Raw genomic sequence first — 16,744 nt, forward strand, 5'->3', positions numbered from 1 at the left:
ACGAGTACTCGGTCAATTGCCCTGTAAAGCCATCTTCTCGCGCAATTTGATCAGTGCGAGAACGACGTCGATAGTGGGTGTCGGTTCGGCAACGAGTCGCCCCATTTCCTGCACGACGGTCAATAAAGGATCGATTTCCATCGGCCTGCGGTGCTCGAGATCGACGAGCGTTGATGTCTTGTGCGCACCGACCGCACCCGCGCCATCAATACGCCTTTCCACATCGACGCGAAAGTGCACGCCGAACTGATCCGCGATTCGCTTCGCTTCGAGCATCATCGTGCGTGAGACCGCGCGCGTGCCCGGGTCACTCGTGAGCACATCGAGCGTTGCATGCGTCAATGCGCTAATCGGGTTGAAGCACAGATTACCCCATAGCTTGAGCCAGATTTCGTCGCGAATGTTGTCGCGAATCGGCGCTTCGAAGCCGGCCGCCTGCATGATCTCGTGCAATTGCTCAATGCGCGGGGTGCGCTCGCCACTGGGTTCGCCGATGGGAAACTTCTTGCCGTACACGTGTTTGATCACCCCCGGTTCGACGATCTCCGCCGCCGGATAGAGTACGCAGCCAATCGCGCGCTCGGGTCCGAGCTTGGTCCATTGCGAACCGTCGGGGTCGACGCTCGTCAGCCGAGTGCCGGCAAAGCGCCCGCCGTGCTGATAGAAGTACCAATATGGAATGCCGTTGACGCCGGTAACGATCGCCGTATGCTTGCCCAGCAGCGGTTGCATGGAATCGACCACGCCAGGCAGCGAATGCGCCTTCAGCGTCACGATGACGAAGTCCTGGACGCCGAGTTCGCGTGGATCGGACGTGCAGCGCACCGGCGCGCTGAACGTTTCGCCATCCATGATGAGGCGCGCGCCGTGTTCACGCATCGCGGCCAGATGCGGGCCGCGCGCAATGAAGCTGACGTCCGCGCCGGCGCGTGCCAATTGCACGCCCATTAAACCGCCAATCGCTCCCGCTCCGAAGATGCAGATCTTCATGATGTCGCTCCGTGACGATGAAAAAGCCGTTCGCCCAATGCCGCATTGCAGTCATTCGCGGCCGGTCACGGTTCGAGCATAAGGTGGCGCGACGAATGCTGATAGTTAAAGTTTCTCTGTCGATGTATTAGTTATTCGTTATGACAAGACCGCGACGTGAATGCTGCTTCGACTGTCGGCCTCGATACCTCAGCCGCGCCGAACCAGCAGAAAACTCACGCCGATTGCCGCGAGAAATCCCCCGCAGCAGCGATTGAACCAGCGGCGGATCTGCGCGCGCATCAGCCATTTGCCGAGATACATGCCGGCCCACGAATACAATGCAATCGCCACCCATTCGAGTACCAGAAAGCTCGCGCCGAGCGCGGCGAATTGCGGCAGTATCGGCTGCGCGACGTCGACGAATTGCGGCAGGAACGCGGTAAAAACCAGAATCGCCTTCGGATTGCCCGCCGCCACGAAAAACTCGTGCCGGGCAATGCGCGAGAGCGCGGCCTCCTGGGGTTGCGACGTATCGATTGCGGGTGCGTCGCTGCGCCACAACTGGATCGCGAGCCAGATCAGATAAGCGGCGCCCGCGAGTTTGATCGCCAGAAAGATCCACTCGGACGCATGCAGCACGACCGCGAGACCGGTCGCGGCGAGTGCGAGCATCATCGCGAAGGCGAGCAGCCGGCCGCTGCCGCCGACGAACGCTTTCATGAAGCCATGACGCGCGGCCACGTTGATCGAAAGCAGGTTGTTGGGCCCGGGTGCGAGGTTGATGGCGAAGCAGGCGGGTAAAAAGAATAGCCAGGCGGTAAGGGACATGACGGCTTGCATTCCGAACGGGAGATCACGATGCATCGCGCGCGATGCGTTGCCGGGATTGTAGCGAAACCGCGCCGCGCCTCGGCCAGCCGCGTGCTCAGTTCACCGCCTTGATAAAGCTAGGATCGCCAATCAATGTATCGACGCTGAGCTTGACCGTGTCTTCGATCGCGATCGTGTTGTTGGTGAATTTCGGCGACTTCTGCTTCACGGTGCGCGTGGTCGTGTACATGACTTTTTGGGTCGCCGCATCGATAACCACGTAGTGCATCTTCAGCGTCCACAGCGCCGGCGAGCGCCTATCGTCCACCGTGAAGGTTTCGATGCTGCCGCTGAGCACGCGTTTGTTGTCGTCGATACGAAAACCGGCCACTCGCAGACTATTCGCGACGCCATTGCGCACCGCGAGGCTGACGTCGTCCTTCAGCACGAGCCCGGTCATCCCGGTATTTTCGATGCGGTTCGGCGAGATATGACCGTCGCGCGCGGGCAGATACGCGAAGTCGCGTGCAGGGGCGACGCTGAGCGAGCCGGTGCCGTGGGTCTTCGTGTGCGTTGCGCTGGCGCTGCTGTTCAGGCCGAACCATGACCACGAGCACGCGGACAGCAGCGTGGGCAGCAGTATGGCGCCGCAGCCCTTGAGCACGACGGATCTCAACGGCGAACGCGCAGCAGCCATGCGGGAGAAAGCGGCGGTCGAAGTCAGAGGAGTTGCCCTTTTCAGTGGAGTCATTCCGGTGAAGAACAGCATGGTAGCAGCGAACCGGACCGTCGAACCTTCAAACGGATGTTTTCGGAATTGCCCGCGTCAGGCCCGGACCTGAGCCGTTCAGAAAAAGCCCGCCTTTCCTTGCGTGATATCGATCAGCGTTGCCTTGGCGTCATCGAGTGCGTTGGCGGGCACGCGCATCGTCATCTTCACCAGCATGCCGTAGGCGCTGTCCATGAGCGCATAGCCTTCGGCGTCCATCCATCGACGGACTTTGGCTTCGTCGGCATAACTCACTTCGACGCCCAGCAACACCTGGGCAATCCTCTCGACGCGCGGCGCGTCGAGCAGCGCGGACGCGATCGCATCGGTGTACGCGCGCACCAGACCGCCCGCGCCGAGCTTCACACCGCCGTAATAGCGCACGACCGCCGCAAGCACGCCATCCAGATCGTGATGCCGCAGTACTTCGAGAATCGGCCGACCGGCGGTGCCGGACGGTTCGCCGTCGTCGGACATGCCGGACTGGCCGCCCGCCAGCAGCGCCCAGCACACATGCGTCGCGGCAGGATGTTCGTCGCGCAGACGCTGCAATTCGGCCATCGCGGCATCGCGATCGGCGACCGGGATCGCATGCGCGATGAAGCGGCTCTTGCGAATCTCGAGTTCCGCGCTCAGTGGCGCGGGCAGGGTATAGGTGGGCAAGGCGGAAACGTCGGTGGATGAAAAGAAGCACGCGGTAGGCGGCGCGATGTCCGTCATGGTAACGGATCGTCGGTGCCAGCGAGGCGCAAGGGCAGCTTCGCGGGTTCGTCTACAATGGTCCGCTGAACGCGCGCCCATCATTTAGACCCCGCGCGTCGCAAGGAGACGACATGCTTGACCTATCCACGTTGGGGACGTTCGTTGCCGTCGTGCTCGGGCTCTTTCTGATTCCAGGCCCGGCCGTGCTGCTAGTTTTGACTCGCACCATGCACGGCGGACGTAAAGCCGGCATTCTGACCGGTCTCGGTATCGCAACTGGCGATTTCGTGCATACGCTGGGCGCCGCGGTTGGCCTCTCCGCGCTGCTGATGACGTCCGCGCTGGCCTTCAATGCGGTGAAATTCGTCGGTGCCGCGTATCTCTTCTATCTGGGCATTCGCGCGTTGCGCGAAAAGCAGGCGAGTGCGCACCTGCCGGTCGTCGCGCCGGTGTCGGGTTCGAAGGCGTTCTTGCAGGCGATTCCCGCCGAAGTGCTGAACCCGAAGACCGCGCTGTTTTTCCTTGCGTTTCTGCCGCAGTTCGTGCGCCCCGAACATGGCTCGACGTTTCTGCAGTTCGCGACACTCGGGCTGATTTTCGTTGCCATGAGCGCGCTTTATACGACGCTGATCGTCCTGACGATGCGGCCGCTGGGCAAACTCGTGAAGCGTTTGACGTGGTTGACGCGCTGGCAGAACAAGCTCATCGGTGTGCTGTTCATTTCGCTCGGCCTGCGCGTGGCAGTGCAAACACGCTGAGTCCGGAAGCGCGAGTTCAGGACGGCGCCAGCAGGATCAGCGACCCAACGACGCGACTGTTAAGCATTGCAAGGCGACGATGCCATGGCTCGCCCGATTCAGGAGACAGCGATGAATGAAGACGCAACTTCGACGGCGCGCGCAATCGAGTTCTGGTTCGACTTCGGCAGCAACTACAGCTATCTGAGCATGATGCGGATCGAAGCGTTGGCGGCCGCGCGCAACGTGACGATCGTCTGGCGGCCGTTTCTGCTCGGTCCGGTATTTCGCCAGCTCGGTTTCGACAACTCGCCCTTCGTACTGCAGAAAGAAAAAGGCGCGTACGTGTGGAAAGACATGGAGCGTCAATGCCGCAAATACGGCATTGCGCTCACGCGCCCCAGCACGTTTCCGCGCGCGGCGCTTCTCGCGATGCGTGTCGCGCTGCTGGGTGCGAACGAGCCGTGGATCGGTGCCTGGTGCCGCAAGATCATGCAGTTGAATTTTGTCGACGACCGCGACATCGGTTCAATCGATGTCGTCAGTCACGCGCTCGACTCGCTTGGCTTACCGGCGCAGAGCGTGATCGACGCCGCGCAAAGCGACGCGAACAAGCTCCGCTTGCGCGAGCAGACCGAACGGGCCATCAACAAGGGGATTTTCGGTGCGCCGACGTTTTTTGTCGGCGCGGAGATGTTCTGGGGCAATGACAGGCTGGAGGACGCGTTGGACCACTGCGACGCGATCGCGGCGCGTCATTGAACATCAGCGGGAGCGCTTAATCAGCCTGCTGACAGAAGCGCCGACCCGGCACGTGAGAGACCACGGCCTGGGCGATTTCGAGCGGAGTACATTCGGCGGGAACGACGCGACGGCTCGGTTCGGGCGCGTGCTTCATCGTCCATTCGACGAGCCGGTATGAACGGCCCCATGGCGGTTGCAGCGGATCGGAGACCTTGCAGGAGTGAATCTGGCGAGTCCATTCATGGCCGGGCATCGCACGCAGGTGTTCGACTACCATCTCTTCAACCATGATTTACCTCCTTCTTATGCGCGTAACCGTTTTCGGTCGCGCTTCTGGCACCCCTCAAGAAAAAGCGCCGCCGATGTTCTGGCGGCTCAACAGGGGATGTGCCACATACTTGCAGGGAACAATTAAGCGAAACTTAAGAACCGCAATCATTACGCAAACGGATCTCATTGCGTGTAAGCGAGTGCAAGTGAATGCAAGCGAGAGCTGACAACAGTGGGCATGAACGCTGGCAGGCCGGCCGACACGTCGCGAGCCTGCCCTCAAGACCCCGGCGGATCGGCCGTTATCAGTAGAGTTGGGGCGTCGACCCCGCTTCGCCTTCAGGGCCGCGCTACTGATACCGTGACGAATCTCGCCCAAACGCCGCTTGCCGAGCGCCTTCGCACGCTCGTCGACACCGTGCAGCACAACGAGCGCACCTTGCGCCGCTTCCAGAACGTCGAGTTGCGGTTGATCGGCGCGCAGGATTTCGCATCGTTTCTCGATACGTTGTTCAGCCATCTGCCGCGGGAGTTCTCGCTCGCGAACGTGGTGCTGTGGCTCGACGAGCGCGCGCCAATGCTGCTCGAACTGCTCGAGCCGGGCAACCTGCGCGCGCTCGATCATGCGCAGCTGAAGACCTCGCGCGAGGGCGGTCTCGTCGCGCAATCCTTGTGCGAAGACGATCGGCCGTGGCTCGGCCGCCCTGGCGAACTCGACGACGACACGCGCCGCGCGTTCTTCGGTGCCGCGCCAGCTCACGTGCCGGCCAGCGCGATCCTGCTGCCGCTCGCCGCGGGCACGAGCGTCAGCGGCTATCTATGCCTCTGCAGCGACGACCCCGCGCGCTTCGGCGCGGGCATGGCCACCGACATTCTCGAGCGCTTCGCGAGCATCGTCACCGCGAGTCTCGACAACGTCGCGCATCGCGAGCGGCTCAGGCAGCTCGGCATGACCGATTCGCTGACCGGCCTCGCGAATCGCCGCTATTTCGACGAACGGCTGCGCGAGGAGTTGATGCGCGCGGCCCGTTATCGCGTGCCGGTCGCGTGTCTTTTCATCGATATCGACGGTTTCAAGCGCATCAACGATAGCCACGGCCATCAGAGCGGCGACCGCGCGCTCGCGGCGGTGGCCGCCTGCGTGCGACAGCAGGTGCGGCTTGGCGACACCGTCGCGCGCTATGGCGGCGAGGAGTTCGCCGCGCTGCTGCAAGGCGATCGCAGCGACGCGTTGACCGTCGCGGAACGCGTGCGGCGTGCGGTCGAGAATCTCGACGTGCGCGACGAGCACGGCGTGCTCATTGCATTGACCGTGTCGATCGGCGTGGCCGGGCGCGTGGTCGCCGGCAGCCCGGCCGAGGCGATGTCGCTCGGTCAGGCGATGATGGACGAGGCCGATCGCGCGATGTATCAGGCCAAGCGCAACGGCCGCAATCGTATCGAGGCGCAGGTCGATGCGCTCGATGAGCAGGGCTGATCGACCGTAACCAACACTAACTACGCGTCACACTCCTGCCGCATCCGGCGGTACCCCGAGCAGCTGCAACGCGCCGCCCATCACGCCGCTGAACACCGGTCCAGCGACCGTGCCGCCATAGAACGCCTTGCCAGCCGGATCGTCGATCATCACGGCGACGATCAGGCGCGGATCGCTCATCGGCGCCATGCCGACGAACAGCGCGCGGTAGCGGTTCTTCGCGTAGCCCGCGCCGATCTGCTTGCGCGCGGTGCCGGTCTTGCCGCCGACGCGATAACCCGCCACGGTCGCGGCACGTCCGGTGCCGCCGTCGCCCGTGGCCATTTCGAGCATGTTGCGGATCGCGCGCGCGGTGCCGGGCGTCGTGACCGATTCGCCGCGGTCGGCGAACGACTCGGGGCTGTCCGCGTCGAGCGGCTCGCGCAGCAGGCTCACGCGCCTCAGCGCGCCGTCGCCCGCATAGGCGGTGTAGACCTGCGCGATTTGCAGCAGCGATACCGACAGCCCGTAGCCATATGCCATCGTGGCCTGTTCGATCGGGCGCCAGCGCTTATATGGCCGCAGCTTGCCGGCGGCCACGCCAGGGAAGGGCAGCTCGGGCTTCAGACCGAGCCCGTATTGCCGATACTTGGTCCAGATCGTCTCGGCCGGCAGATTCAGCGCGAGCTTTGCCAGCGCGATATTGCTCGACTTCTGCACCGCCTCGGCGACCGTCATCGCGCCATGATTCGACGTGTCGTGAATCACGGCCGGGCCGATCCGATACCAGCCGGGCGCGGTATCGATGATGCTCTGCGGCCGCACCTTGCCTTCGTCGATCGACAGTGCGACGACCAGCGGCTTGATCGTCGAACCCGGTTCGAACGTGTCGATCACCGCGCGGTTGCGCAGCTGCCGGCCGGACAGGTGCGTGCGGTCGTTCGGATCGAAGCTCGGGTAGTTGGCGAGCGCGAGGATCTCGCCGTTGCGCGCATCGAGCACGACCACGCTGCCCGCTTCGGCGCGGTGCTGCGCGATCGCGGCTTTGAGTTGTGTGTATGCGAGTTGCTGGATGCGCCGGTCGATCGTCAGCTGGATCGTGGCGCCGTTGCGCGCGGGCACGAGCGGCCGCGTCTCCGAGATCACGCGGCCGAGCCGGTCGCGGATCACCTCGCGGTGGCCGGGCACGCCTTGCAACTGCGCATTGGCGGCGAGTTCGACGCCTTCCTGGCCGTTGTCCTCGATGTCGGTGAAGCCGACCACGTGCGCGGCCGACTCGCCCTCGGGATAAAAGCGTTTGGTGTCGGCGATCTGCGTGATCCCGGCGAGCCCGAGGCGGGACAGCTGCCCGGCAGTGTCGGCATCGACCTGGCGCTTGAGCAGCACGAAGCTGCGCTCGCCGTTCAGACGCCGACGCAGTTCCGCGAGCGGCAGATCGAGCAGCTTTGCCAGCGGCGCGAACGCGCTTTCGTCGACGAGCTTCGGCGTGGCCCAGATTTCGTAGGTCGCGAGACTGACCGCGAGCATCGAACCATTGCGATCGACGATCCGGCCGCGCGTCGCGTCGAGTTCGAGCAGGCGCTGATAGCGTTTCTGCCCTTGGTCGACGTAGAAGTCCTGATTCACGACCTGCACCCAGAACGCGCGGAGCGCGAGCGTCGCGAACGCGCCGAACACGAGCAGCACGACGAACTTCGAGCGCCACGCGGGTAGTCGCGCATCGAGCAGCGGGTTCTTCGCGGCTAAGGCATAGGGATCGGACGACGGCGGTTTTTTCTGGCGGATCATGGCGGCGGGCAGCGGACCTCACGTACTTTCGATTGAACGAGGCCGCCAAAGCCACGAGGCCTGGCGGCAAGGACTGTCGCCGGGCCGATTGTAAATAAAACGTAATTTAAATGCGAGGAATGTGAAAGGAGGCGCGTTCGAGTTGGAGCAAAGGCGAGCCGAGCCGCAGCTTGATCACGAAAAGCCGCGCGAACTTGCAAAATCAGCGCGGCTGATTCGTTCGATTGATGCGTCGACTCCGACGCGGCGTGTTGAACAGGCGCTCCCTGCCTGTGGGGCGCCTTCTTTTTTCGCGCCCGTCGCGGGCGCGGCGGGGCAAGCTCAAGCCGGCAACGCGAAACTCGCGATCGCGTCGCGCAACACGGCGACCTGGTCCTTCAGCGAATGCGCGGCGGCCGCGGCCTGTTCGACCAGTGCCGCATTCTGCTGCGTGACCTGATCCATCTCGCCGACCGCGCGATTGACCTGTTCGATGCCCGCGCTCTGCTCGCGCGACGCGTGGCTGATTTCTTCGAGGATCTCGTTGACCCGCCGCACCGACTGCACGATCTCGCCCATTGTCGCGCCCGCGTTGGCGACCAGTGACGAGCCGGTCTCGACGGTATCGGTCGAGGTTTCGATCAGCGCCTTGATCTCCTTGGCGGCCGTCGCCGAGCGCTGCGCGAGGCTGCGCACTTCGGCCGCGACCACCGCGAAGCCACGGCCCTGTTCGCCGGCGCGAGCCGCCTCGACGGCGGCATTCAGCGCGAGGATATTGGTTTGGAACGCGATGCCGTCGATCACGCCGATGATGTCGCCGATCTGCCGCGAGCTCGCGGTGATCTCGCCCATCGTGCGCACCACGTCGTCGACCACGCGGCTGCCGCGCGTCGCGACGTTCGCTGCGTCGCTCGCGAGTTGCGCGGCCTGGGTCGCGCTGTCCGCGTTCTGCTTCACGTTCACCGTCATCTGATCCATGCTCGACGCGGTTTGCACGAGCGCCGCCGCCTGCTCCTCGGTGCGCTGCGACAGGTCGGTGTTGCCCGCTGCGATTTCGGTCGCGCCGACATTGATGTTCTCGGTGCCCTGGCGCACTCGCGAGACCGTGTCGACGAGTCCCGCCTGCATCGTGCGCAGCGCATGCAGCAGGCTGCCGCTGTCGTGCGGCTCGATCGGCACCGGCGTCGCGAGGTTGCCTTGCGCCATCAACCGTGCGTGCTCGACGGCCACTTCGAGTTCGCCGCCGAGCGAGCGGCGGATGCTGCGCAGCACGACCAGCATCACGACCGTTGAGAGCGCACCGAGCGTGACGGTGATCGCTAGCCAGCGGAGCAGGCTGCGGTAGAACGCGCTTTGCACGTCGTCCATGTACATGCCGGTCACGAGGTACCAGTCCCACGGCGCGAAGTGCATCGAGTAGCTGGTCTTCGCGACGGGCTGCTCGCTGCCGGGCTTGGCCCACAAATAATCGACGAAGCCGCCGCCGTCGTGATTGCCCGAGTTGACGATATCGACGAACAGATGATTGCCGGCCGGATCGGTGAACTGCGCGAGGTTCTTGCCGATCAGTTCGGGCTTGATCGGATGCATCAGCATGACCGGCTGCGAGTCGTTGATCGACAAATAGCCGTCCTTGCCGTAGCGCATCGCGCCGAGCGTCGCGAGCGCCTGCTTTTTCGCGTCGTCCTCGGACAGCGCATGCTGCTGGGAGAGCGAGTAGTAGTGGCCGACGACGTGGTTTGCCTCGTCGATCAACGAGCGCAATTGCTCGCGTCGGTCCGAGATCATCGATGCGCGGTTCTGCCACGCGCCGAACGCGCCGATCAGGATCAGGCCGACCCACAGAACGGCGATCATGGACGCCAGTTTTCGGTTCAGAGTCATAGCGATGGGAATAGGCGTTTTGGCCAGTAGGGTCCATTGAATTGCGGTCGGATGCCGCTCGCTGTGTTTACGGCGCGAAATGGCATTGATCGAGGCAGGGAAAACCCGCTGTTCGACATCCCTATTCGTCCGATTAATGGGTGGATTTATTGAATGTTTTAGCGGCGCTCATGCGCGCAATTCGAAAAAGATTTTTGTGCATTATTCGCGAATCTGAATTAACCGGCGATTTTCGGTAAATCGCGGCGATTGAAAAATGCGCGAGACAATCGACATGAAAAAAGGCCGGCGCTCGTACGCGTAAAACCTGCCGAGCCCAATCCGGTAAGGCTTGCACCAACATCCCACAAAACGCCAATCAAATCCAAAAATCCCGTTAAATGGTCACGCATGCAAAAAACAACACATTTTTCCACTTAAGCGCAACCACGAAAGACCGCTGAGACCTTCAAAGACTCGTCATAAAAAATTCCGCTATAGTCGCCCTTTTCCGATTGCCAGCCTGGCATCGAAGAACGCCAATAAGCCCGCCACCAGGAGTCCCGAAGAGTGAATGCACGCGATCCCGCTTTCGTTTCCCAGTCCCGCAGCGCGCGCCTGCGCCAGATGCTCGTCAGCAGCGAACTCGAATTCATGATGGAGGCGCATAACGGCCTGTCCGCGCGCATCGTTCGCGAAGCTGGGTTCAAGGCGATCTGGGGCTCGGGCCTCGCGATCTCCGCGCAGTTCGGCGTGCGCGACAACAACGAGGCGAGCTGGACGCAGGTGGTCGATACGCTCGAATTCATGGCCGACGCGAGCGATCTGCCGATCCTGCTCGACGGCGACACCGGCTACGGCAACTTCAACAACGTGCGCCGCCTCGTGCGCAAGCTCGAACAGCGCGGCATCGCCGGCGTGTGCATCGAGGACAAGCAGTTTCCGAAGACCAACAGCTTCATCAACGGCGAGGCGCAGCCGCTTGCCGATATCGACGAATTCTGCGGCAAGATCAAGGCGGGCAAGGACTCGCAGAACGACGAGCATTTCTCGATCGTCGCGCGCGTCGAGGCGCTGATCGCGGGCTGGGGCATGGACGAAGCGCTGCGCCGCGCGCAAGCGTACGCCCAAGCTGGTGCCGATGCGATCCTGATTCACAGCAAGCTGTCGCGCCCCGACGAGATTCTCGAATTCGCGCGCGAATGGGCCGGGCGCGCGCCGCTCGTGATCGTGCCGACCAAGTACTACAGCACGCCGACCGAGGTGTTCCGCGAAGCGGGCATCAGTACCGTGATCTGGGCGAACCATCTGATCCGCGCGGCGACCTCGGCGATGCAAGCCGTCGCGAAGGAAATCCATTCGAGCGAGACGCTCGTCAACGTCGAGGACAGCATCGCGGCCGTCAACGAAATCTTCCGTTTGCAGGACGCCGACGAATATTCGGAAGCCGAAGACCGCTATCTGTCGAGCGGCCGAGCGGCCGGCTCGGCCGTCGTGCTCGCCGCGAGCCGCGGCAAAGGCCTTGAAGCGGTGACCGGGGACCGTCCGAAGGTGATGCTGCCGATCGCCGGCAAACCGCTGCTGCGCTGGCTCGTCGACGCGTTCAAGAAGCAGGGCGTCAACGACATCACCGTGGTCGGCGGCTATCGCGCCGACGCGATCGATACCGCGGGCATCCGCCTCGTGGTCAACCAGCAGCACGCGCAGACCGGCGAGCTTGCCTCGCTCGCGTGCGCACTCGACCACCTGACCGGCGACACGGTCATTTCGTACGGCGACCTGCTGTTTCGCAGCTACATCCTGCGCGATCTGGTGGAAAGCGAGGCCGCGTTCAGCGTGGTCGTCGATTCGTCGCTAACCGATGCGGAGAACGCGAGCGTGCGCGATTTCGCGTGGTGCTCGGCCGCCGACGACCGCGGTCTGTTCGGCAACAAGATCGTGCTGCGGCACGTCGCGAGCGGGCGGGAGCAGTCGTCGGCGGCGGGCGTCGCCCCAGTGCCGCATGGCCGCTGGGTGGGTCTGCTGAACGTGCGCGGCGCGGGTCGCGAGCGCCTGCGGGCGGTCATGCGCGAGTTGCGCACGCGCGACGATTTCGCGTCGCTCGACATGCCCGCGCTGCTGAACGCGTTGATCGAAGCGGGCGAGTCGATCGAGGTGCAATACGTGCACGGCCACTGGCGCGGCGTCAACGATCTCGACGATTTCCGCCGCGCGGGCGACTTCGCGCACGCGCAGGCGCCGTTCGCGACGGCCGTCGGCGGCGGGGCGACGGCGAACGATGCACACGGAGGCGCGCAATGATCGAAGCAGCACAGTTCGTCGAGGCGGCGCGCGAGCGCGGTTTCGACTGGTACGCGGGCGTGCCGTGCTCGTATCTGACGCCGTTCATCAACTACGTGCTGCAGGACGAGTCGCTGCACTACGTATCGGCGGCCAACGAGGGCGACGCGGTCGCGCTGATCGCCGGCGTTACGCTCGGCGCGAAAAACGGCCGGCGCGGCATCACGATGATGCAGAACTCCGGGCTCGGCAACGCGGTCAGCCCGCTGACGTCGCTGACGTGGACCTTCCGCCTGCCGCAACTGCTGATCGTCACGTGGCGCGGCCAGCCCGGCGTTGCCGACGAGCCGCAGCACGCGCTGATGGGGCCGATCACGCCGGCGATGCTCGACACGATGGAAATTCCGTGGGAGACGTTCCCGACCGAGGCCGACGCGATCGGTCCGGCGCTCGATCGCGCGATCGCGCACATGGACGCAACCGGCCGTCCGTACGCGCTCGTGATGCAGAAGGGCAGCGTTGCGCCGTATGAACTGAAGGACGGCGGCGCGCCCAGGCGGCGCACGCCGGTCGAGCCTCGCGCGCAGTTTCGCGACAGCGCCGCGAACGAACTCGCGACGCGCCACGACGCGCTGCAAAAGGTGATCGCGCATACGCCGCTCGACTCCACGGTGGTGCTCGCGTCGACCGGCTTTTGCGGCCGCGAACTCTATGCGATCGACGATCGCGCGAACCAGCTATACATGGTCGGCTCGATGGGCTGCGTGACGCCGTTCGCGCTCGGCCTCGCGCTCGCGCGCCCCGATCTGCGCGTGGTCGCGCTCGACGGCGACGGCGCCGCACTGATGCGCATGGGCGTGTTCGCGACGCTCGGCGCGTACGGCCCGTCGAACCTCACGCACGTGCTGCTCGATAACGGCGCGCACGACTCGACCGGCGGCCAGGCGACGGTATCGTCGCAGGTGTCGTTCGCGGGCGTGGCGGCCGCGTGCGGTTACGCGTCGGCGGTGGAGAGCGACGATCCTGCGATCATCGACGAGCTGTTCGCGGCGCCGCCGCTCGACGGCCCGCGCTTCGCGCGCCTGACGATCCGCCGCGGCACGCCCGACGGCCTGCCGCGCCCGACCATTACGCCGCCCGATGTGAAGACGCGCCTGATGCGCCACATCGGCGCGATCTGAACCCAACGCCAACAGGAGCGCCCATGCTGCTGCTCAACCCCGGCCCGGTGACGCTCACCGAACGTGTCCGCAACAGCCTGTTGCAGACGGATCTGTGCCATCGCGAGAGCGAGTTTTTCGATCTCCAGGAAGAGGCGCGCACGCGTCTCGTCGACGTGTACGGGCTCGACCCGAACGAATGGCAGGCAGTACTGATGACCGGCTCCGGCACGGCCGCCGTCGAAAGCATGACGGCCGCGCTGGTGCCGCACAACGGCAAACTGCTGGTCGTCGAAAACGGTGTGTACGGCGAGCGTATCGCGCAGATCGCTGCGCAATACGGCATCGCGCACGAAGCGCTGAAGCACGACTGGATGGACGCGCCCGATCTGGCGAAGATCGCCGAAAGGCTCGACGCCGACAAGTCGTTCACGCACGTCGCGGTGATTCATCATGAAACGACCACGGGCCGTCTGAACGACATCGCGGCGCTCGGCGCCTTGTGTCGCGAGCGCGGCCTGCGTCTGCTGGTGGACGGTGTCAGCAGCTTCGGCGCCGAAACAATCGATTTCGCGGACGCGAGCCTCGACGCGCTCGCCGCGACCGCCAACAAGTGCCTGCATGGCGTGCCGGGCGCGTCGTTCGTGCTGGTGCGGCGCGCGGCGCTCGCGCGCGCGGCGAGCCGCACGTACTACCTCGATCTCGCGCGGCTCGCGCGTTTGCAGGATCAGCGCAACACGCCGTTTACACCGTCGGTGCACGCGTATTACGCGCTGGTCGAGGCGCTGCGTGAGCTCGCCGACGAAGGCGGCTGGCGCGCGCGTCACGCGCGCTATGCGGCGCTTGCCGAGCAGGTGCGCGCTGGGCTGGCGGCGCGCGGCATCGACAGTGTGTTGCCGGCCGGGCAGTCGTCGGTGGTGTTGCGCGCGTACCGCTTGCCCAACGGTATCGCGTATCCGCAACTGCACGACGCGCTGAAGGCGCGCGGCTTCGTGATCTATGCGGGGCAGGGCGGGCTGTCGGCCGAGCTGTTCCGCATCTCGACGATGGGCAACGTTCACGCGGCCGATATCGACCGCCTGCTGCAGGGCTTCAGCGACTTGATGCGCTGACGCTGCGCCGAGCGGCGCGCCGCGACCGCGCCGCTCGCGGCTCCCTTACACCGGATCCTTGTCCGGCGGCCCGTCAGGCCGCTGCGGCTCCTCGGCATGATGCCCCGGCGACGGCGGCACGAGCGGGTCGGCTTCCGGGTCGCGGTTCGGATCGGCGTTCGGGTCGGGAATCGGGCTGGTGTGCATGTCGTAGCTCATTGCGTCACCCTTGCGGTTGAAATGCGCGGGTCCGGCCGAAGCGGCTTGATACCGCCGATCTGTGCCGCCGCGTCGGCTATCTGTCTTCAAGCGTAGGCGCTCGCCGCGCTTCCTGCTCGCTCCTTTTTGCTATTTCTTCGCGCGTTTGCGGCCGGCGCTGAGCTGCCAGTAGCGCTCGGTCGCGAACACGTCGTCGTAGTTGCCGGCGCCGAACGCCCGCAACTGGCTCGCGTACGCGTTGACCGCTTCGCGTTTCAGATGCGCGCGGCGCTGCACGTCGATCGTGTGGCCCGCGCTCGGCGTTGCCGGCGTCGCGACGATGCCGCGCTGCGCGAGATCGGCGAGCCGCGCCTGCACCGCGCCTGGCGTGAGCCTGTGAATCGCTTCCTCGTAACCGAACCAGTCCAGATGCGTGAGCCGCGGCAGGATCTCGCAGCACGCTTCGAATACCCGGGCGTGATCGTCGTGATGCAGGCCAAGCGGCATCAGCAGCGTGTTCGCGGTCGTGCGGTAAATCGTTTCCTCCAGCGCCGCGGCCATCTGGCTGATCGACGGCGAGTCGGCGTACTGGCTGTCGCGAAACGGCATGCGCAGCGGGATCGCGTCGAGCACTTCGAGCGCGCGGTTGTCTTCGATCGTGCGTTCGCGGACCGCTTCATGGGCGTTCGCGAAGCCCGCTTTTAAGTCCCACTCCGTGTGCATGTCGTGTTCGGGCGGCGCGGCGAACACGGTGCAGACAGCGGCATCGGGATGGGCGGCGAGCAAGGCGCCGCAACTGAAGACGGCGTCGTCGAAATGGGGCGAGACGATGAAAAGGCGTGGAGTGGTTTCGCTCATGGGCTTGCGTGTGGGGATTCGAGGCGGCACGGATGAGGCATCGAGGCTGCCGGTCGTCAAGGCGCCGCGTGCGCAAAAAACGTGACGTCACCTCAGCTTAGGCGCAATTGGCGCGGCTTGCGCGCGAAACTTGCGGCGCGCAAAGCGCGTGCCTGAATGACCGCGGATCGAACTCTCGATCCGTCCATCCAGTGACGGTCGTGGCTTTCCGGCTCGTCGCGCGCCGCCGTCAGGGGTCCTTGAAGCGCACGTTTTTTGTGTACTTCGCGAATTCTCCGAACACGAGTCCTTATAGCGACGCTCGCTCCAGAAACTTTCTGATCTCGAGAGAGTAGGCGCCAGGGTGCGAAAACCTGAACATGTGACCGGTGCGCGGCATGACGACTTCCTGCGAACCCTTGATGCCGTTCAGCAGGACCCCCGCGGCTTCTTTGCCGATCAGCTTGTCTTCCTCGGGAGTCAGGATCAGCGTGGGGACGTCGATCCTCTTCAGCAAGGCCGTATAGTCCGTCTTCTCGATCGAGCGGATGCGATTGACGTAGGCCTTATGCGACGTCTCCCTGATGAAGAAGTCGCGGCTCTTTCTGGTTGACCAGGGTATCTCTCCCTCCGCGTCAAACGACGAAGCCAACTGCGCTGCGTGGAATGAAAGAGTTAGCTGTCGATAAAAGGGCCCGGGGAAGAACGGTGCAAGCGCCGCCAGCGTCTTGAGCAAGGGCGAAGCGATCGGGCTCCTGGCAAAACCACCAGAGAGCACGAGGCCTTTCAGGCCCTGCGGCTGCCGCGTCGCAACCGCGATCGAGCAGACCGTGCCATACGAATCGCCAACCAACACATAGCTCTCGAGGTCCTTCACCTGGTCAGCGATGAAGTCAGCCAACGTTTCCAGTTCGCGCACGTCGTCCGGCAAACGAAGTGTACGCATCGGGCGACCCTGCAAGCAGGTCAACTGGTTGAGCTGCCACGGAGCTCCTGCGAAGCAAGGGATCATGACCAGGGTGGGGTCTGTTCTCATGGGTTACTCCGAGCGGTTGAATAATCGACAACCGAACTCTATGTGGCCCGAG

16 protein-coding genes are annotated in these 16,744 nt (G+C 64.3%); 6 read left to right on the top strand and 10 right to left on the bottom strand.

The window, feature by feature from the left end:
- Positions 1 to 12 precede the first annotated feature (12 nt).
- The 4 genes from OKW38_RS34520 to OKW38_RS34535 all read right to left on the bottom strand — a co-directional run bounded on the left by OKW38_RS34520 (position 13) and on the right by OKW38_RS34535 (position 3,271).
- Positions 13 to 990, bottom strand: a complete 978-nt coding sequence (locus OKW38_RS34520) for a 2-dehydropantoate 2-reductase (protein WP_184060502.1) — start codon at positions 988 to 990, stop codon at positions 13 to 15.
- Between the two features lie 189 nt (positions 991 to 1,179).
- Positions 1,180 to 1,800 carry a LysE family translocator gene (locus OKW38_RS34525; protein ID WP_026226576.1) on the bottom strand — a complete coding sequence of 207 codons (621 nt, stop codon included), beginning with the start codon at positions 1,798 to 1,800 and terminating at the stop codon, positions 1,180 to 1,182.
- A gap of 97 nt (positions 1,801 to 1,897) precedes the next feature.
- On the bottom strand, positions 1,898 to 2,479 hold the full coding sequence (locus OKW38_RS34530) for a hypothetical protein (protein WP_429365129.1): 582 nt from the start codon (positions 2,477 to 2,479) through the stop codon (positions 1,898 to 1,900).
- A gap of 150 nt (positions 2,480 to 2,629) precedes the next feature.
- Positions 2,630 to 3,271, bottom strand: a complete 642-nt coding sequence (locus tag OKW38_RS34535; RefSeq protein ID WP_429365130.1) for an IMPACT family protein — start codon at positions 3,269 to 3,271, stop codon at positions 2,630 to 2,632.
- A 113-nt stretch (positions 3,272 to 3,384) separates the two neighbouring features.
- Between OKW38_RS34535 and OKW38_RS34540 the strand changes: the two genes are divergently transcribed.
- A complete protein-coding gene (locus OKW38_RS34540) occupies positions 3,385 to 4,011 on the top strand; it encodes a LysE family translocator (protein ID WP_429365131.1) in 627 nt (208 codons plus the stop codon).
- Between the two features lie 111 nt (positions 4,012 to 4,122).
- Complete coding sequence (locus OKW38_RS34545) at positions 4,123 to 4,752, top strand: 2-hydroxychromene-2-carboxylate isomerase (protein ID WP_429334252.1); 630 nt, start codon at positions 4,123 to 4,125, stop codon at positions 4,750 to 4,752.
- A gap of 16 nt (positions 4,753 to 4,768) precedes the next feature.
- On the opposite strand, the gene OKW38_RS34550 is transcribed toward OKW38_RS34545, so the two are convergent.
- Entirely contained in the window at positions 4,769 to 5,023 is a 255-nt protein-coding gene (locus tag OKW38_RS34550; protein WP_429334251.1) for a DUF2866 domain-containing protein, read from the bottom strand.
- A 342-nt stretch (positions 5,024 to 5,365) separates the two neighbouring features.
- Here OKW38_RS34550 and OKW38_RS34555 point away from each other — a divergent pair, with 342 nt between their 5' ends.
- Positions 5,366 to 6,481 (top strand): diguanylate cyclase, encoded by a 1,116-nt coding sequence (locus OKW38_RS34555; RefSeq protein WP_429365132.1) that lies wholly within the window; start codon positions 5,366 to 5,368, stop codon positions 6,479 to 6,481.
- A 27-nt stretch (positions 6,482 to 6,508) separates the two neighbouring features.
- Here OKW38_RS34555 and OKW38_RS34560 read toward each other — a convergent pair whose 3' ends face one another.
- Together OKW38_RS34560 and OKW38_RS34565 are read right to left on the bottom strand one after the other, a co-directional pair.
- Positions 6,509 to 8,248 (bottom strand): peptidoglycan D,D-transpeptidase FtsI family protein, encoded by a 1,740-nt coding sequence (locus OKW38_RS34560; RefSeq protein WP_090809323.1) that lies wholly within the window; start codon positions 8,246 to 8,248, stop codon positions 6,509 to 6,511.
- 321 nt (positions 8,249 to 8,569) lie between these two features.
- Entirely contained in the window at positions 8,570 to 10,111 is a 1,542-nt protein-coding gene (locus OKW38_RS34565; protein ID WP_429365133.1) for a methyl-accepting chemotaxis protein, read from the bottom strand.
- 549 nt (positions 10,112 to 10,660) lie between these two features.
- On the opposite strand from OKW38_RS34565, the gene aepX reads away from it, so the two are divergent.
- From aepX to OKW38_RS34580, 3 genes are read left to right on the top strand one after another with little or no spacing between them, the layout of a single operon-like run.
- Positions 10,661 to 12,391, top strand: coding sequence for a phosphoenolpyruvate mutase (aepX, locus tag OKW38_RS34570; RefSeq protein ID WP_429365134.1), 1,731 nt, complete (start codon positions 10,661 to 10,663; stop codon positions 12,389 to 12,391).
- Entirely contained in the window at positions 12,388 to 13,551 is a 1,164-nt protein-coding gene (gene aepY / locus OKW38_RS34575; protein WP_429352310.1) for a phosphonopyruvate decarboxylase, read from the top strand. The genes aepX and aepY overlap by 4 nt, the downstream gene beginning before the upstream one ends.
- Positions 13,552 to 13,574: 23 nt before the next feature.
- Positions 13,575 to 14,642, top strand: a complete 1,068-nt coding sequence (locus tag OKW38_RS34580) for a 2-aminoethylphosphonate aminotransferase (protein ID WP_429365135.1) — start codon at positions 13,575 to 13,577, stop codon at positions 14,640 to 14,642.
- 45 nt (positions 14,643 to 14,687) lie between these two features.
- On the opposite strand, the gene OKW38_RS34585 is transcribed toward OKW38_RS34580, so the two are convergent.
- The 3 genes from OKW38_RS34585 to OKW38_RS34595 all read right to left on the bottom strand — a co-directional run bounded on the left by OKW38_RS34585 (position 14,688) and on the right by OKW38_RS34595 (position 16,692).
- A complete protein-coding gene (locus tag OKW38_RS34585; protein WP_166618176.1) occupies positions 14,688 to 14,840 on the bottom strand; it encodes a hypothetical protein in 153 nt (50 codons plus the stop codon).
- 129 nt (positions 14,841 to 14,969) lie between these two features.
- Positions 14,970 to 15,677, bottom strand: a complete 708-nt coding sequence (locus tag OKW38_RS34590; RefSeq protein WP_429365136.1) for a PIG-L deacetylase family protein — start codon at positions 15,675 to 15,677, stop codon at positions 14,970 to 14,972.
- A gap of 289 nt (positions 15,678 to 15,966) precedes the next feature.
- Positions 15,967 to 16,692 (bottom strand): alpha/beta fold hydrolase, encoded by a 726-nt coding sequence (locus OKW38_RS34595; RefSeq protein ID WP_429365137.1) that lies wholly within the window; start codon positions 16,690 to 16,692, stop codon positions 15,967 to 15,969.
- Positions 16,693 to 16,744: the final 52 nt, after the last annotated feature.

It is taken from the genome of Paraburkholderia sp. MM5496-R1 (genome assembly GCF_050436205.1).
Taxonomy (GTDB): Bacteria; Pseudomonadota; Gammaproteobacteria; order Burkholderiales; family Burkholderiaceae; genus Paraburkholderia; species Paraburkholderia tuberum.

Excerpts from the sequence above, each read along its gene's own strand:
- OKW38_RS34535 (WP_429365130.1), bottom strand. The coding sequence starts at position 3,271 with ATGACGGACATCGCGCCGCCTACCGCGTGCTTCTTTTCATCCACCGAC.
- OKW38_RS34565 (WP_429365133.1), bottom strand. The coding sequence starts at position 10,111 with ATGACTCTGAACCGAAAACTGGCGTCCATGATCGCCGTTCTGTGGGTC.
- OKW38_RS34520 (WP_184060502.1), bottom strand. The coding sequence starts at position 990 with ATGAAGATCTGCATCTTCGGAGCGGGAGCGATTGGCGGTTTAATGGGC.
- OKW38_RS34590 (WP_429365136.1), bottom strand. The coding sequence starts at position 15,677 with ATGAGCGAAACCACTCCACGCCTTTTCATCGTCTCGCCCCATTTCGAC.
- OKW38_RS34530 (WP_429365129.1), bottom strand. The coding sequence starts at position 2,479 with ATGGCTGCTGCGCGTTCGCCGTTGAGATCCGTCGTGCTCAAGGGCTGC.
- aepY (WP_429352310.1), top strand. The coding sequence starts at position 12,388 with ATGATCGAAGCAGCACAGTTCGTCGAGGCGGCGCGCGAGCGCGGTTTC.
- OKW38_RS34525 (WP_026226576.1), bottom strand. The coding sequence starts at position 1,800 with ATGTCCCTTACCGCCTGGCTATTCTTTTTACCCGCCTGCTTCGCCATC.
- OKW38_RS34580 (WP_429365135.1), top strand. The coding sequence starts at position 13,575 with ATGCTGCTGCTCAACCCCGGCCCGGTGACGCTCACCGAACGTGTCCGC.
- OKW38_RS34550 (WP_429334251.1), bottom strand. The coding sequence starts at position 5,023 with ATGGTTGAAGAGATGGTAGTCGAACACCTGCGTGCGATGCCCGGCCAT.
- OKW38_RS34540 (WP_429365131.1), top strand. The coding sequence starts at position 3,385 with ATGCTTGACCTATCCACGTTGGGGACGTTCGTTGCCGTCGTGCTCGGG.
- OKW38_RS34560 (WP_090809323.1), bottom strand. The coding sequence starts at position 8,248 with ATGATCCGCCAGAAAAAACCGCCGTCGTCCGATCCCTATGCCTTAGCC.
- OKW38_RS34545 (WP_429334252.1), top strand. The coding sequence starts at position 4,123 with ATGAATGAAGACGCAACTTCGACGGCGCGCGCAATCGAGTTCTGGTTC.
- OKW38_RS34595 (WP_429365137.1), bottom strand. The coding sequence starts at position 16,692 with ATGAGAACAGACCCCACCCTGGTCATGATCCCTTGCTTCGCAGGAGCT.
- OKW38_RS34585 (WP_166618176.1), bottom strand. The coding sequence starts at position 14,840 with ATGAGCTACGACATGCACACCAGCCCGATTCCCGACCCGAACGCCGAT.